The 15,176-nt window shown below is 61.3% G+C and carries 13 protein-coding genes; 5 read left to right on the top strand and 8 right to left on the bottom strand.

Annotated features, from left to right (window positions below; all coding sequences use genetic code 11):
• Positions 1–8: 8 nt before the first annotated feature.
• Together IFT99_RS13900 and IFT99_RS13905 are read right to left on the bottom strand one after the other, a co-directional pair.
• Positions 9–476, bottom strand: coding sequence for a metallophosphoesterase family protein (locus tag IFT99_RS13900; RefSeq protein ID WP_192132920.1), 468 nt, complete (start codon positions 474–476; stop codon positions 9–11).
• Between the two features lie 3 nt (positions 477–479).
• A complete protein-coding gene (locus IFT99_RS13905; protein WP_192132922.1) occupies positions 480–1,685 on the bottom strand; it encodes an MFS transporter in 1,206 nt (401 codons plus the stop codon).
• 410 nt (positions 1,686–2,095) lie between these two features.
• Here IFT99_RS13905 and IFT99_RS13910 point away from each other — a divergent pair, with 410 nt between their 5' ends.
• Positions 2,096–2,764 (top strand): hypothetical protein, encoded by a 669-nt coding sequence (locus IFT99_RS13910; protein ID WP_065987576.1) that lies wholly within the window; start codon positions 2,096–2,098, stop codon positions 2,762–2,764.
• A 189-nt stretch (positions 2,765–2,953) separates the two neighbouring features.
• Entirely contained in the window at positions 2,954–3,970 is a 1,017-nt protein-coding gene (locus tag IFT99_RS13915) for a LacI family DNA-binding transcriptional regulator (protein WP_065987577.1), read from the top strand.
• Positions 3,971–4,191: 221 nt separating this feature from the next.
• Here the strand turns inward: IFT99_RS13915 and IFT99_RS13920 are convergent, their stop codons facing one another.
• From IFT99_RS13920 to IFT99_RS13945, 6 genes are all read right to left on the bottom strand, one after another.
• Entirely contained in the window at positions 4,192–4,929 is a 738-nt protein-coding gene (locus IFT99_RS13920) for an SDR family oxidoreductase (RefSeq protein ID WP_192132924.1), read from the bottom strand.
• A 2-nt stretch (positions 4,930–4,931) separates the two neighbouring features.
• Positions 4,932–6,464: an FGGY-family carbohydrate kinase gene (locus IFT99_RS13925; RefSeq protein WP_192132926.1), complete on the bottom strand. Its 1,533-nt coding sequence runs from the start codon at positions 6,462–6,464 to the stop codon at positions 4,932–4,934.
• A gap of 186 nt (positions 6,465–6,650) precedes the next feature.
• Positions 6,651–7,736: an alcohol dehydrogenase catalytic domain-containing protein gene (locus tag IFT99_RS13930; protein WP_065987580.1), complete on the bottom strand. Its 1,086-nt coding sequence runs from the start codon at positions 7,734–7,736 to the stop codon at positions 6,651–6,653.
• A 68-nt stretch (positions 7,737–7,804) separates the two neighbouring features.
• Positions 7,805–8,764: an ABC transporter permease subunit gene (locus IFT99_RS13935; protein WP_192133276.1), complete on the bottom strand. Its 960-nt coding sequence runs from the start codon at positions 8,762–8,764 to the stop codon at positions 7,805–7,807.
• 4 nt (positions 8,765–8,768) lie between these two features.
• Entirely contained in the window at positions 8,769–10,280 is a 1,512-nt protein-coding gene (locus IFT99_RS13940) for a sugar ABC transporter ATP-binding protein (RefSeq protein WP_192132928.1), read from the bottom strand.
• A 95-nt stretch (positions 10,281–10,375) separates the two neighbouring features.
• Complete coding sequence (locus IFT99_RS13945) at positions 10,376–11,323, bottom strand: substrate-binding domain-containing protein (RefSeq protein ID WP_192132930.1); 948 nt, start codon at positions 11,321–11,323, stop codon at positions 10,376–10,378.
• A 513-nt stretch (positions 11,324–11,836) separates the two neighbouring features.
• On the opposite strand from IFT99_RS13945, the gene IFT99_RS13950 reads away from it, so the two are divergent.
• The 3 genes from IFT99_RS13950 to IFT99_RS13960 all read left to right on the top strand — a co-directional run bounded on the left by IFT99_RS13950 (position 11,837) and on the right by IFT99_RS13960 (position 15,125).
• A complete protein-coding gene (locus tag IFT99_RS13950; RefSeq protein ID WP_065987584.1) occupies positions 11,837–13,093 on the top strand; it encodes an OprD family porin in 1,257 nt (418 codons plus the stop codon).
• 253 nt (positions 13,094–13,346) lie between these two features.
• On the top strand, positions 13,347–14,171 hold the full coding sequence (locus IFT99_RS13955; RefSeq protein WP_192132931.1) for an NAD-dependent epimerase/dehydratase family protein: 825 nt from the start codon (positions 13,347–13,349) through the stop codon (positions 14,169–14,171).
• Positions 14,172–14,237: 66 nt separating this feature from the next.
• On the top strand, positions 14,238–15,125 hold the full coding sequence (locus IFT99_RS13960; RefSeq protein WP_192132933.1) for an SMP-30/gluconolactonase/LRE family protein: 888 nt from the start codon (positions 14,238–14,240) through the stop codon (positions 15,123–15,125).
• Positions 15,126–15,176 lie beyond the last annotated feature (51 nt).

Here is a 15,176-nt window from a genome sequence, read left to right on the forward strand (position 1 = left end):
CCGGCGGCTTATTTGAGCGCCAGCTCGATCAACTCGCCGCGCACCTCATCGCCGTCGATGTGCAGCAGACCCACCGTGATCGGCAACTTGAAGCGACGCGGCCCGGCGCTGCCCGGGTTGATGAACACCACGCCATCGCGCATCTGCTGCAAGGGTCGGTGTGAGTGCCCGGTGACCACCACGCGTATCCCATCCGGCAGCGATTTCGGTACGTCGGCCAGTATGTGCGTGGTGTAAATCCCTACGTCGCCAATCCGCAAAACCGCCTCATAGGGCACGTCGCAAGCCCAGGCGTCATCGGTGTCGTTGTTGCCTCGCACCACCGTCAGCGGCGCGATGGCCTTCAACGCGTCGAGGATTTCCGGCTTGCCGATGTCGCCGCCGTGGATCAGGTAATCGCAGCCCTGCAACGCCTCCAGTGCCTGAGGGCGCAGCAGACCGTGGGTGTCCGAGATCAAGCCGATTTTGACGCTCATTGCTCAGCTCCTGGACGCCGACAGAGCGGCCTGTCTGGACTGCACGCGTTTCATGCTGATCATCGCCAGCAAGGCAACCACCGCCACCAACGAGGCGAAGAATTCGCCCACATGCTCCAGCCCGAACACTCGCACGCTGAAACCCACCGCCACCACCGGCACCGAAATCGACACGTAAAGCACCACGAAGAAGGCGGACGTCACGGCAGCCTTCTGATCAGGCGGGCTCCTGGCGGTGACCGCGCCCATCCCGGCGCGCAGGATCATGCCCTGGCCGATACCCGCCACCAGACCCGCCGCGATCAACAGCCCCAGCTGCGACGTGGCAATGCTCAGTCCCAGACAGATCATGCCGACAATCAGCCCGACGCAACCGAGGGTCATATGCCGGTCCTTCGGCAGCACCTGCAGCAGCGCCTGGCCGATGATCGACGCGACGAAGAACAAGCCGATGACCGCGCCGATCAACAGCCCGCCTTGCTCGTGCATGACGTGAATCATCACCGACGGCACCATGCTGGTGAACAGGCCTGCCACGCTGAAACCCGCCAGCCCGGCGATGGACGCGGAGATAAACACGCTGCGCACGGACGCCGGCACGGAAGGCTTTTGAATGCCCAGTTTCAGCACCGCCGGACGCTGCACGGTTTCGCGAATCAGCGCGATACCGACCGTCGCCAGCAGGAGCATGCCCAAGTGCACGTAGAACACCAGGTGCAGCGCGTCCGGCAGAAACTGGGATGTGTAGCCGGCGAGCAGAGGCCCGATGCCGAGGCCGAACATGTTGGCGGCCGTGGCCACCAACGTGGCGTTCTTCCAAGTCTTGGGGGCCAGCTCGATGACGGCCACGGTGGCCGTGCCGGTCATGATGCCCGCGCTGAAGCCGGAGAAGAGCCGTCCTGTCAGCAGGCCGCCAATCGAATCGCTGAACAGAAAGATGACCGCACTGATCGCCCCCATTGCCAGCCCTGCCAGCAGCAACGGCTTGCGCCCCAGTTGATCGGACCAGCTGCCCACCGCCAGCAGCGCTGCGATAACGCCCGCCGCGTAGATCGAGAAAATGATTGTCAGCCAGCTGGCGTCGAAGCCGAGCCGCTGTTGATAGAGGGCATACAGCGGCGTCGGCAGCGTGGTGCCGACCATGGCAATGAGCAACGCGCAGGCGGCGAAGATGAAGTCGCGCGTGGAGGTAGAAGCAGGCAAAGACATGAGCGCTCCGGGCACCGGTATAAACAAGACACGCAGTGTCGCTGATACCGGCCAGGCAAGGTAGACCTGCAAGCGTTATCGGGGCTCATGCTCAGGGCAGTTTTGATGTATGCGTGAAAATATTCATCATCAGGTTAAACACTTTGACTTTGCGTGCGTCTCGCCCATTCGCGCGGATCAACGCCCTAACGCAACAATATTGAGAGAACAATCAGGCCAACAGGGCAGATTTAAAAAACCGCAATACCGGATACCGCAAAAGACTGTTACTGAATGGAAGAATAACTAAAAGAGAGCACTAAGCGGCCGTTTGGCTAACCCGGAAAAGTTCTTTAGAGTCCCGGCCTTAATACCCGCTCAACAGTGAAAAACGTGTGAATAACGATCTACAACTTGTTAAGTCAGCACTGATGCGTTTCGCCGTCATGCTGACGCTGACGCTCTTCAGTATCGGCATGGTGTTCATCGACATCTTTGTCGCCAAGACCGACATTCTCGAAACCTCGTTCACCGAGGTCAGCCAGGAAGTCATGCTGGCGCTCATCGCCGGTGTGTTCTGGCTTTCGGCGCGCCAGCCAGGGCAACGTGGCGTTGGCATCCTGATTGGCGGCTTCTTCGCCTGCATGCTGATCCGTGAGCTGGACGGGTTGTTTGACCCGATCAGTCACAGTTTCTGGCTGTGGCCTGCACTGCTGACGGCTGGTACCTGCGTCTATAAGGCATTGGGTTACAGGAACGCGTGGCGCGACGTGGTCTCGGGGTTGGCTCGTTTTTCAGTGCGCCCGGCCTTCGGTTTCGTCATGGCGGGCCTGTTGGTGCTGATCTTCTCGCGACTCTTCGGCATGGGCTCGCTGTGGCACGGCATCCTTCAGGGCGGCTACGCGCGACTGGCGAAAACCACTGTCGAAGAAGGCGTCGAATTGCTGGCCTACAGCATCTGCCTGAGCGGCGCGCTGGATTACATCCTTGAACTGCGCCGCGAGCTTTCGCGCTTTGACGAGTTCACCGAATTGCAGATTTCCATGCCCGTCAAAGCCAGACCTCGTGCCGTCGCCGAGGCCATGGAAACCAGCATCTAAACCCGGCGCCTGCGTGTTGGCCGAGCGTCATCGGACGCTCGGCCAACGCCCGAAAATAAAGCCATCGGTTTGCCTGTCAGGCCCGACATCGGCATCCCTTTGGCGCCCTCCATCGTGCTAGCCTTGGCACTCTTTGGAGGGATGCGACTGCCCCGCAGGTTGTCCCGGATTTCAGGCAGCCAATCGCCCATGAGCAAGAAAACCCCCGTCACCATTTCCGACATCGCCCGCCGCGTGAACATGACGCCTGTCACTGTTTCCCGGGCGCTGAACAAACCCGATCTGGTCAAGCCCGCCACCCTGGCGCGCATTCTGGAAGTGGCGCAAGAACTCGATTACGTCCCCAATGCCTTTGCCCGCAGCCTCAAGCGCAGCGAGAGCATGATCATCGGTGTCATTACCGCGTCGGTGGACAACCCCTTCTACAGCGAGATGATCAAGGCGATCTCCCGCGAGGCGAAAACCCGTGGTTACACCATCATGCTGGTGGACACCGACGGCTCTGAAGAACTCGAGGCCAAGGCGGTGGATACGCTGCTCAGTTACCGCGTGGCCGGCATCGTGCTGTCGCCGGTGTCGGACGAGCCGGCGTACCAGCCGGTCTATCTCAGTCGCCTGAGCAACGGCGACATTCCCGTGGTGCAACTGGACCGCGCGCTGCCTGCCAGCCCGTTCAGCCATGTGGTGCTCGACAACTATCACAGCGGCCTGAAAGGCGCCCGTTACCTACTGGCACAAAGCCCGTCGATGCGCCGCATGCTGGTGCTGACCGGCCCTGCGCATTCGCGGATTTCCGAGGAACGCCTGAAGGGCGTGAAGGCGGCAATTGCCGAGAGCGGCAAGCCGGTGCAAGTGGATGTGTTTGCCGGTGACTACACGCTGGAGCCGTCGCATCAGAGCACACTGGATTACCTGCGCGACCACCCGCTACCGGACGCGATTTTCGGCTTCAACCAGCTCATCACCCTGGGCGCCATGAAAGCCCTGCGCGACCGCGACATCGCCCACAACAGCGTGGCCATCTGCGGCATTGACCGGCTGCCCTTCGCCGACATCTTCGGCATCCCCATCGCCTGCATCGCCCACGATGCGTCGCTGGCGGGAAGCAGCGCGGTGAAACTGCTGCTGGAGCGAATCGAGGATCGGCATCTGCCGAAGGCGCAGGTGGTGATTGTCGGGGAGCTGGAGAATGGCGTTAGCGGGTGAGCCTTTATTATCGACTCATCGCCAAACCTCTCCCGTGAAACTCTTACCCTCCCCAACTCGACGCGGTCCCCTGTAGGAGCGTGGCTTGTCCCGCGATCGACCGGGAACCGGTCGCGATGACAGACGGTACGGTATTTCTGTTTCACCGCGTCGACAGACTTTGCTGCCGGTGCCCGGCAGATCGCGGGACAAGCCACGCTCTTACCATTGCGAGTTGCGTTCTAGCGGCTCGTATATCCCCCATCAATCGGCAGCGACACACCGCTGATCATCGACGCTGCGCTGCTCAGCAGGAACAGGATTGGGGCCGCGACCTCAGCGGTTTCGGCGAAGCGGCCGAGGGGAATCGCCGCCAGCGCCGGGTCGCGTTTGCTCGGCTCGCTCCAGGCCATCTGCGCCATGGGCGTCAGGGTCACAGTGGGGTTCACGCTGTTGACGCGAATCCCGTGGCGACCCCATTCGCCACACTGCACCCGGGTCATGGCGTCCATCGCGCCCTTCGACGCGCAATAGCTCAGATGGTCATCCAGCGCCACCAACGAAGCCTGGCTCGACACGTTGACGAGGCTCCCCGCCACGCCTTCGGCGATCATCTTTTTCGCCACCGCCCCGGCGATCATCGCCGCTGCCCGCACGTTGACCGCCATGACCTGATCGAACGCCCCGGCGCTCACCTCGGTCGCGGACTCCAGTATGGAAATCCCGGCGCAGTTGACCAGCCCGTGCATCACCGGCAAGTCCGCCAACACTGCGGCCAATGAAGGCTGATCGGCCACGTCCACGCGCAACGCCACACAGCCCTGCCCTGCCAGGTTTTCCAGCGCCGCTGCATCGCGGCCCATCGCATACACCTCGGCGCCGCTGTTCAGCAGTTGCTGCGCGACCTCCCAGCCAATACCGCTGCTGGCGCCGGTGACGAGCATCCGCTGGCCGCTGAAATCAAATTGAGCCGTGTTCACAGTCACGCTCCCTGCAAGCGATGCATGATCGGTTTCAGCGCTGGATACAGCGCCACGTAATCGGCGAACAGTCGCGAATACAACTCGACGTTCTCCGCTTGAGGCTCGGCCCGGCGCTCGAGTTGAACCCAGCCTTTATGAACCTGCGCCTCGTCCACCAGACCGACCGCGTGGGCGGCGAGCAAAGCTGCACCGAGCGCCGCTTCGACTTCCTGGACGATGGTGTAGACCGGGAAGTTGGTGACGTCAGCGATGATCTGCATCCACAGGTCCGAGTGGCTGCCGCCGCCGACCACGATCAGCCGAGGGTCCAGGGATTGCGCGCCTTTTGTGCCCGCTTCGATGTTGTGCCGAAGCGCGAACGTGACGCCTTCGAGCACCGCGCGGTACAGGTGAATCCGGCTGTGATAGAGGCTCAGCCCGACAAAGCTGCCGCTGGCTCTGGCGTCCCACACCGGGCTGCGCTCGCCCATCAGGTAAGGCTGGAACAGCACGCCGTCACTGCCGGCCGGAATCTTCATCGCGGCGCGTTCGAGTATGACGTGGCTGTCTTCGCCGCTCTCGCGACCCTGCTGCTCTTCGGCCTGGCAGAACTGCTCGCGAAACCAGCTGACCGAGGCGCCGGCGGTGATCGCGCCGCCGAAGATGTAGAGGTCTTTGGCGCCGTTGAAGACGTGGGGAAAACTGACCAGACCATGCCGGGCATCGACCTGCTGATTGAGGTAGCCCCAGCACATGCTGGTGCCGATCATGGCCACGTGGTTGCCGGCCTGGGTAACGCCTGCGGCGAAGGTCGCCATGGCGGCATCGACCCCGCCCCCAAGCAGCGGAATGTCAGGGCTAAGCCCAAGCCGATCGGCCCATTCGGGTAACAGACCGCCGACCACCTCACCGGAGTGAACCAGCCGCTCGGGCATCATCGACGCCGGGATGCCCAGCGCGTCGAGCATCTCTGCCGACCAGCCCCGTGCCTTGACGTCGTAGACGCCGCCGATGTTGCCGGCAGAGCTGTGGTCCACCGCAACCTCGCCGGTCAGGCAGTAATTGACGTAGCTGTTGGGCGGCAGCAGGTAGCGCGTGTCGGCCCAGACTTGCGGCTGCTTGTCCTTGAGCCAGAGCATTTTGGTGAAGCCGTAATAACTGTCCACCGCATTGCCGGTGATCGCGTACAGCCGCTCCAAATCCACGTGCTGATTGACCCACTCGACCTGTTCCTCAGCGCGGCGGTCCATCCAGATCAGGCACGGGTACAAGGGTTTGATCTGCGCATCGACCGCAATGCCGGAGCCGCCGTACAGGCTGCTGACACACAGGGCTTTGACGCTGTCTTTGGGCAACGCGCTCTTGCGCATGCAGGCGGCGACGCAGATTTCCACGGCGTCGAGCCAGACCTGTGGCCATTGCTCAGCCCAGCGCGGTTTGGGGGTGTCGACCTTATAACTGTGGCTGTGCTGCGCGACGATCCGGCCCTGACCATCGACCAGCAATGCCTTGGTGCTTTGGGTGCCGATGTCGACACCGATGACGTAATCCATCCGGGTGCGCTCTAGTTGTTATTGGAGTGCTACGCAAAACCTGTAGGAGCGTGGCTTGTCCCGCGATCGACCGGGAACCGGTCGCAATCATGAGGCCACGGTATGCCTGATTCACCGCGTGGCGAGGTTTGCTGCCGGTGCCCGGCAGATCGCGGGACAAGCCACGCTCCTACAGAATGGGGGTTATCAGTTCACCGGTTTGAGCAGCACTTTGATCGACTTGGTCGAGTCTGCCAGGGCGAACGCTTCGGCGTAGTCGTCCAGACCGAAGTCGTGGGTGACGATGCCTTCCGACGTCACCAGCCCGCGCTCGAACAGGTCGATGGCAATCGGGTAGCAATACGGGCCCAAGTGAGCGCCGCGCACGTCGAGTTCTTTACGGTCGCCGATGATGGACCAGTCAGCGCTGGTCTCGGCGCCGAACACGCTGAACTCCACAAAGCGGCCCAGCTTGCGGATCAGATCAAGGCCTTGGGTGACGCCGATCGGCACGCCCGTGGTCTCGATGTAAACGTCGCAGCCATAGCCGTCGGTGAGGCCGTTGATGATCTCTTTGGCATTGTCGCGGCTCGGGTTGATCACCACGTCGGCGCCGAATTTTTTCGCCAGCTCCAAGCGCTCGTCGACCATGTCGATGACCACCAGCTTCTTCGGCGTTTTCAGCGCGGCGACCTGCACCATGCACAGACCCAGCGTGCCGGCGCCGGCGATCACCAGCACGTCGTCGAGCTGAACATCACCGCGGTTCACCGTGTGAATCGAGCAGGCCATCGGCTCGATCAACGCCGAATCTTCCAGCGAAACCGACTCGGGAATGTGATGCACGATAGCGGTCTTCGGGATGCGCATGTACTGCGCCATGCCGCCCTCGGCGACGTCCTTCTGGAAGCCAAAGATGTTGTGCACTTCGCACATCCAGTACTTGCCGGATTTGCAGAACTTGCACTTCTCGCACGGGACGATCTGCTCGGCGATGACCTTGTCACCCACCTTCACGCCGAAGTGCTCTTCAGCGCCCTCGCCCACCGAATCCACATAGCCGAAAAATTCGTGGCCCGGCACCACGGGCGCCTTGACCCACGGGCTCTCGCCGCCCCAGAACATCGCCGCGCCTGAGTGGCATTTGCAGTCACTGGCGCAGATCCCGCAGGCACCGATGCGAATCACCAGTTCATTGGCCCGCGCAACGGGCTTGCTGATCTGCTCCAGACGGTAGTCTTTCGGCGCATGGCAGACGACGGCCTGCATGGTATTTGTTGTGTTTTGTTCCATGTCGGTTCACCTGTTTTGATCGTTGGATGGCGTGTAGAAGCTCGCTTCTACACGCACTGCTTTTCGGTTTATTTATGCCGCTGCCGACTGATGAAGATCGCCAGCAAAATGATTCCGCCCTTGATCACGCTCTGCACATAAGGCGAGACGCCGAGCATATTCAGGCCGTTGTTCAGCACGCCCAGCAGCATCGCGCCCACCAGCGTGCCGATGATCACGCCGCGCCCGCCGGCAATCGAGGCGCCGCCCAGCACCACGGCCGCAATGGCGTCCAGCTCGAAGCCGACGCCCGCGTTCGGTTGCCCGCTCATCAGCCGCGACGACAACACCAGCCCGGCAATCGCCGCGGTCAGCCCGCTGATCGAGTACACCAGCAGCTTGAACCGCGAGGCGCGAACGCCGGACAGACGCACGGCTTCTTCATTGCCGCCGATGGCATAAACGTAGCGACCGACGCGGGTGTGCTGCAGCAGCACCCAGGCGAAGAAGTAGGTGGCAAGCATGATCAGAATCGGCACCTGGATGCCGAACAGCGTGCCGCGTCCGAACCAGGCGAACCAGTCCGGCATCCCTGCAATCGGGTAGCCGTCGGTGTACATCAGGCCCAGCCCGCGCGCGATGCCCATGGTCGCCAGCGTGACGATGATCGGCGGCATTTTCAGGTACGCGACGAAGATGCCGTTGCCCACTCCGAAGCCCACGCCAATCAGCAAACCGATGAGGATGGCGATCGGCGCCGGCACGCCTGCGACCATCAGTCCGGTGGTCAGCGTGCCGGACAAGGCCATCACCGGACCGACCGACAAATCGATGCCGCCGGTGAGGATCACGCAAGTCATGCCGACCGCAATGATGGCGTTGATCGACACCTGGCGGGCGATGTTTTCCAGGTTCGCCCCAGTGAGAAACTTGTCGCTGGCGAAGATCATGAAGACCGTCACCACCACCAGGCCAATGAAGGGATAGAAGGCGGGCGAGCGGATCAATCGGGCGAAGTTGAGCTGCATCCGGTTGGGTTGCGCGTTCATGGGTTTAATGGAGGTGTTCACTGTTCAGACTCCCGGTGGCGTGGCGCATCACTTCCTGCGGATTGATGGCCGAAGCCTCCAGCATGTTGACGATGGCGCCCTTGTTGAAAACGGCCACGCGGTCGCACATACCGATGATTTCCGGCAGTTCCGAAGAGATCATGATGATCGCGAAGCCTTGTTCGGTGAGTGTGCGCATCAGGGTGTAGATCTCCGCTTTCGCGCCGACGTCGATGCCTCGAGTCGGCTCGTCGAAGATCAGGATGTCGCAGTGGTGATTGATCCAGCGCGCGATCACCACCTTCTGCTGATTGCCGCCGCTGAGATTAATGACCCGGCTTTCACAGCTCGGCGCCTTGATCGACAGCTGCTTCATCAGTTGAGCGGTAGTGGTGTCTTCCTTGTGCCGATCAAGCAGGTGAGCCGCGCCTTCGTACTTGCCCAGATTGTTCAGGGAGATGTTCTCGCGGATGCTGAAATCCACAATCAGCCCTTCGCTCTTGCGGCTTTCCGGCAACAAACCGATGCCACTGGCCAGCGCCTGCGCCGGATCATTGAGGTGCGCAGGCTGCCCCCGCAACAGTACGTCCTTGCTGACCACCGGCAACGCACCGATCACCCCCAGCGCCAGTTCCGTGCGCCCGGACCCTACCAGCCCGGCAAAGCCGAGAATCTCGCCCTTGTGCAGATTGAAACTGTTGTGCGGGCCGTTGCGGGTCAGCTGGATGTCACGCACTTGCAGCACCACTTCGCCCTGGGCCCGGGACTGCTTGGGCGGAAAGCTCGCTTCCAGACGCCGCCCCACCATCATCTCCACCAGCGTGTCGATGTCACTGTTGGCGACGGTCAGTGCGCCGACGTTAGCGCCATCGCGCAGCACGCTGATGCGGTCGCAGACCTGAAAGATCTCTTCCAGATGGTGGGAGATGAAGATCACCGCTACGCCCTGGCTTTTCAGCTCGCGCATGATGTCGAACAGCAGCTCGGCCTCGGACGGCGTCAGGGTGGCGGTGGGTTCGTCGAGAATCAGCAAACGCGCTTCAAGGGCCAGTGCCTTGGCGATCTCGACAAACTGCTGCTCGGCCACGCTCAAATGCTGCACCGAGCAATCCAGATTGATCTTCACGCCGAGCCGGTCGAACAGCGCGATGGCCCTCTCGCGCATCTCGCCTTTGCGCAGCAAGCCGAAGCCGTTGACGATCTCGTGGCCGAGGAAAATGTTTTCCACGGCATTGAGATAGGGGATCAGGCTGAACTCCTGAAAGACAATGCCGATGCCGGCGGCAATGGCCTCGTTGTAGGTCGCGAAATGCTGCTCCGCGCCGTCAATGAGAATGCTGCCTTTGTCCTGATGCTCGACGCCCGCGAGGATCTTCATCAGGGTCGATTTGCCCGCACCGTTTTCACCGAGCAGCGCGTGAATCTCGCCGCGCTCGACCTGCAGGTTGATCGACTTGAGCGCCTGCACGCCGGGGTAGCTTTTACAGATGTTTTCCAATTGCAGAAGGCAGCTCATGGGCACCTCGTCGCAGCAGAATATCGCTGCGCAACTCGCATCAATCCGTGGCGCCCGCCTGGGCAAAAAGCCTCAGGCGAGCGGCGCCACGGCCGTTACCAGGTGAAGGTTTTCGCCTTCGCCTGATCCACCAGCAGGATGTCGACCGGAATGGTCGCCGGGACTTGTGAGCCCCACTTCTTGGCGAGCGCCAGCCCGAGGGCCAGACGCACCTGGTCGCGTGGGTATTGAGCGGAAGTGGCGATGAACTTGCTGTTGGGCTTCTGGATTTCCTTGATGGCTTCGGGCGCGCCGTCGACGCTGGTCAGCTTGACGTCCATGCCGCTGGACTCGATGGCAGCCAGCGCGCCGAGCGAGCCGTTGTCGTTGACGCTGAACAGGCCTTTGAGAGTGGGCTGCGCCTGCAGCATGTTTTCAGTCACGGTCAGCGCCTGATCACGCTCCTGCTTGCCGTTCTGGATGCTGACAATCTTGATGTCTTTGTACTTGCCCAGGGCTTCCTTGCAGCCGCGCACGCGCTCAAGAATCGGCACTACCGCGATGCCGTCGAGAATCCCGACGTCGCCCTTGCCGCCGATGTTCTTGGCCAGGTAATCGCAGGCCTGCGCCCCGGCGTCGAAGTTCTTCGAGCCAACGAACGAGTCCAGCGGGCCATTGGCCTGTGCGTCCACTGCGACGACCACCACGCCTTTGTCATGGGCCTGCTTGACCGCGGACTGAACGCCCACCGAATCGGTCGGGTTTATGATCAGGATATCGATGCCTTTCTGCAGCATGTCTTCGATGTCGCTGATCTGCTTGGACACGTCATGGCGCGCGTCAGTGACCAGCAGCGTTGCACCGATGCTGGCAGTGGCGTCCTGAAGGGCGTCCTTCATGGTCACGAAATACGGGTTGTTGATCTCTTGAAACGACGCACCGATCTTCAGCGGACCGGTCTTGGCGGCGTCTGCGGCTTGAACGTTGAGGGCGCTGCCGCAGGCGACAGCCACGGCGAGGGAACAGAGAACGGCGGAGAAGCCCTTCTTGAGGCGAGTTGTCATAGCGAAAAATCCCGTTGTTTTTATTTTTAAAGCGGAAATGTCATCGTTAACATTTTCGAAATTAGCAGAGAAACAAGGGGGCCGCAATATCCGCCAGCGACCGTTGGTAAGGCCGGCATGACGACCGTTGGCGAGTTTCCTAGCCCCGCGCGTTGACAGTCTAAAGATCTCTGCCGATACTCAGGATCGCGTTGTACGACAACGCATAACTGATAACAAAAATAAAAAGGAATGCTTCCATGACGATGACAGTCAACCGGCGCCTGTCGCCCCAAGAAATCCGCCCCACCTCCCCTTCTCATTCTGTTGACTCCGCTGTGCCCGTGTCCGCGCGTGCGCCTGTGTTTGCCCACGCCGCCACCGCGAGGGACTGATCGACGACGGCCGTTTCGATCAGCCAGTGAGCCTCATTCAAAACCGGTGACTTGAGCACCCATGTCCACGCCTTCGGCGCCTCGGCGGCGACCTCCGGTGCGGGACCGTTTTGTCAGCAGAAAGGGAGAACAATAAGAAATGAAGATCCAGACCAACCGTTCGTGGCTGTTGCTTGGCGCCGGCAGCGTCGCGTTCAGCCTGCCATTGATGAGCCTCGCTGAAGGTTTTATCGATGACACCAAAGCCACGCTCAACCTGCGCAATGCCTACTTCAACCGCAACTTCACCAATGCGGCGAACCCTCAGAACTACGCCGAAGAGTGGACGCAAAACTTCATCCTCGACGTGAAATCGGGCTTCACCCCGGGCACGGTCGGCTTCGGCCTCGATGTGCTGGGCCTGTACTCGCAAAAGCTCGATGGCGGCAAGGGCACGGGCGGCACTCAGTTGTTGCCGATCCATGACGACGGGCGCCCCGCCGACAATTTTGGCCGCCTGGGTGTGGCGGCGAAGGCGCGGCTTTCCAACACCGAACTGAAGATCGGCGAGTGGATGCCGGTGCTGCCGATCCTGCGCTCCGATGACGGTCGTTCTCTGCCGCAAACCTTCCGCGGCGGGCAGATCACCTCCAAGGAGATCGCCGGCCTGACGCTGTACGGCGGCCAGTTCCGCGGCAACAGCCCGCGCAACGATGCGAGCATGGAAGACATGTTCATGAACGGTAAATCCGCTGCGTTCAAGTCGGACCGCTTCAACTTTGGCGGCGGCGAATACACCTTCAACGAGAAGCGCACTCAGGTCGGGCTCTGGTACGCGCAGCTGGAAGACGTCTACCAGCAGGAGTTCCTCAACGTTATCCACAAGCAACCCATCGGCGACTGGACCCTGGGCGCCAACCTGGGCTACTTCCTCGGCAAAGAGGACGGCAACAAGCTGGCCGGCGAGCTGGATAACAAGACCGCCTACGCGATGCTTTCCGCTAACTACAAGGGCAACACCGTCTACCTCGGCCTGCAAAAGGTCTATGGCGATGATCAATGGATGCGTGTCAACGGCACCAGCGGCGGCACGCTGGCCAACGACAGTTACAACTCCAGCTACGACAATGCCAAGGAACGCTCCTGGCAACTGCGCCACGACCTGGATTTTGCGATATTCGGCGTCCCCGGCCTGACAATGATGAACCGCTACATCAGCGGCGATAACGTGCACACCGGCACCGTGACCGACGGCAAGGAGTGGGGACGTGAGTCCGAGCTGGCGTATACGGTGCAGAGCGGCACGTTCAAGAGCCTCAACGTCCGGTGGCGCAACTCCTCGATGCGGCGTGATTACAGCACCAACGAGTTCGACGAAAACCGAGTATTTGTCAGCTACCCGATCTCGCTGATGTAAGCGTTCAAGCGTCGTGCCGGGCAGTCAGTGGGACCGGCTTCAGCCGGGAAAGCGTCGGGCGTCACACTGCAAAGTGCAGGCACGGCATTCTCCCGGTAGCTGCGCTGTTCGGACGACATGTACAAACCGGCGTCAAAGGGGCTTACACCTTCGTCGCGTTGACAAAATTTGTGGGCCCTGTCGATAATCCCGCAAGCGTCATACGACAACCGATGACACCATAAAAACAACATCAGAATCAGGGTTTCCCACGATGACTGAATTCAACGCCCAGGCCCCGCTCAACCGCATTTTGCTGACGGGCGCCGCAGGCGGCCTCGGTAAAGTCCTGCGCGAAAGCCTGCGTCCGTTTGCCAAGGTCCTGCGTCTTTCCGATATCGCCGAAATGACACCGGCAGCCGGCCCCCACGAAGAAATCCAGATCTGCGACCTGGCCGACAAAAACGCGGTTCACGAGTTGGTCGAAGGCGTCGACGCCATCGTCCACTTTGGCGGCGTCTCGGTGGAGCGGTCTTTTGAAGAAATCCTCGGCCCGAACATCTGCGGCGTTTTCCACATCTACGAAGCCGCGCGTCGACATGGCGTGAAGCGAGTGATCTTCGCCAGCTCCAACCACGTCATCGGTTTCTACCGTCAGGATGAAGTCATCGACGCCAGCGCCGTGCGTCGCCCGGACAGCTATTACGGCCTGTCGAAATCCTACGGTGAAGACATGGCCAGCTTCTATTTCGATCGGTATGGCATCGAAACCGTCAGCATCCGTATCGGCTCCTCATTCCCTGAAGCACAGAACCGCCGCATGCTCGCCAGTTGGCTGAGCTACGACGACCTGACCCAACTGATCGAGCGCGGCCTGTTCACCCCGAACGTCGGCCACACCATCGTTTACGGCGCGTCGGACAACAGCAAGGTCTGGTGGGATAACCGCCTGGCCAATCACTTGGGCTATCAGCCGAAAGACAGCTCCGAGCAGTTTCGCGCCAAGGTCGAAGCACAACCGATGCCGGCTTCCGACGACCCCGCCATGGTTTATCAGGGTGGTGCATTCGTGGCGAGCGGGCCGTTCGGCGACGAGTAGGCCTCAACGACGGCCAGGCCGACTGCAAGGTCGGCCTCTCATCATAAAAATCAGGGAATGATCGTCATGGAAGCTGAGCTGATTCTCGATGCACGCAACGCAACCGGTGAATCGCCGGTCTGGAACGCCCGGGAACAGGCGCTCTACTGGGTCGACATTCCGGCCCGTCGCCTCCACCGCTGGAGCCCGCAGGACAGTCTCACCACAAGCTGGGAAACGCCGGAAATGCTCGCCTGCATCGCCCGTTACGATGACGGCAGCTGGCTGGCCGGCATGGAAAGCGGCCTGTTCCGCCTTCATCCCCAGGACAATGGCACTGTCGCCACGCAACTGCTGAGCAGCGTCGAGCACGCGACCGACAATATGCGTTTCAACGATGGTCGCTGCGACCGCCAGGGCCGCTTCTGGGCCGGCACCATGTTCATGGACATGGCCAAAACGCTGGCAGTGGGCTCGTTGTATCGCTACAGCGCCGGCCAGCCCGAGCCACTGACCGCGCAGCTCACAGACATGATTGTGCCCAACGGCCTGGGGTTCAGCCCCGACGGTCGCGTCATGTACCTCTCCGACTCCCACCCCTCCGTGCAGAAGATCTGGGCGTTCGATTACGACATCGACACCGGCACGCCGCACAACCGTCGGCTGTTCGTGGACATGAATCACCACGCCGGCCGCCCTGATGGCGCAGCGATCGACGCGGAGGGCTGTTACTGGATCTGCGGCAATGACGAGGGCGTGATCCACCGTTTCACCCCCGCAGGCAAGCTGGATCGATCGCTCAAGGTGCCGGTTAAAAAACCGGCCATGTGTGCCTTCGGCGGCTCAGGCCTGGACACCCTTTACGTCACCTCCATACGCCCCGGCGGGGACATCAGCGACCAGCCGCTGGCCGGCGGCGTGTTCGCGTTAAACCCTGGGGTCAAGGGCCTCGAAGAACCCCCGTTCAACGGCTGAGCCACACCCTCGGCCACCGCTGCGCCGCCGTACCGCTGTCCCGTTCTATCT

It is taken from the genome of Pseudomonas sp. CFBP 8772, assembly GCF_014841665.1.
Lineage (GTDB): Bacteria > Pseudomonadota > Gammaproteobacteria > Pseudomonadales > Pseudomonadaceae > Aquipseudomonas > Aquipseudomonas graminis_B.

Excerpts from the sequence above, each read along its gene's own strand:
- IFT99_RS13925 (WP_192132926.1), bottom strand. The coding sequence starts at position 6,464 with ATGGATTACGTCATCGGTGTCGACATCGGCACCCAAAGCACCAAGGCA.
- IFT99_RS13960 (WP_192132933.1), top strand. The coding sequence starts at position 14,238 with ATGGAAGCTGAGCTGATTCTCGATGCACGCAACGCAACCGGTGAATCG.
- IFT99_RS13900 (WP_192132920.1), bottom strand. The coding sequence starts at position 476 with ATGAGCGTCAAAATCGGCTTGATCTCGGACACCCACGGTCTGCTGCGC.
- IFT99_RS13930 (WP_065987580.1), bottom strand. The coding sequence starts at position 7,736 with ATGGAACAAAACACAACAAATACCATGCAGGCCGTCGTCTGCCATGCG.
- IFT99_RS13950 (WP_065987584.1), top strand. The coding sequence starts at position 11,837 with ATGAAGATCCAGACCAACCGTTCGTGGCTGTTGCTTGGCGCCGGCAGC.
- IFT99_RS13945 (WP_192132930.1), bottom strand. The coding sequence starts at position 11,323 with ATGACAACTCGCCTCAAGAAGGGCTTCTCCGCCGTTCTCTGTTCCCTC.
- IFT99_RS13905 (WP_192132922.1), bottom strand. The coding sequence starts at position 1,685 with ATGTCTTTGCCTGCTTCTACCTCCACGCGCGACTTCATCTTCGCCGCC.
- IFT99_RS13955 (WP_192132931.1), top strand. The coding sequence starts at position 13,347 with ATGACTGAATTCAACGCCCAGGCCCCGCTCAACCGCATTTTGCTGACG.
- IFT99_RS13940 (WP_192132928.1), bottom strand. The coding sequence starts at position 10,280 with ATGAGCTGCCTTCTGCAATTGGAAAACATCTGTAAAAGCTACCCCGGC.
- IFT99_RS13915 (WP_065987577.1), top strand. The coding sequence starts at position 2,954 with ATGAGCAAGAAAACCCCCGTCACCATTTCCGACATCGCCCGCCGCGTG.
- IFT99_RS13910 (WP_065987576.1), top strand. The coding sequence starts at position 2,096 with ATGCGTTTCGCCGTCATGCTGACGCTGACGCTCTTCAGTATCGGCATG.
- IFT99_RS13935 (WP_192133276.1), bottom strand. The coding sequence starts at position 8,764 with ATGAACGCGCAACCCAACCGGATGCAGCTCAACTTCGCCCGATTGATC.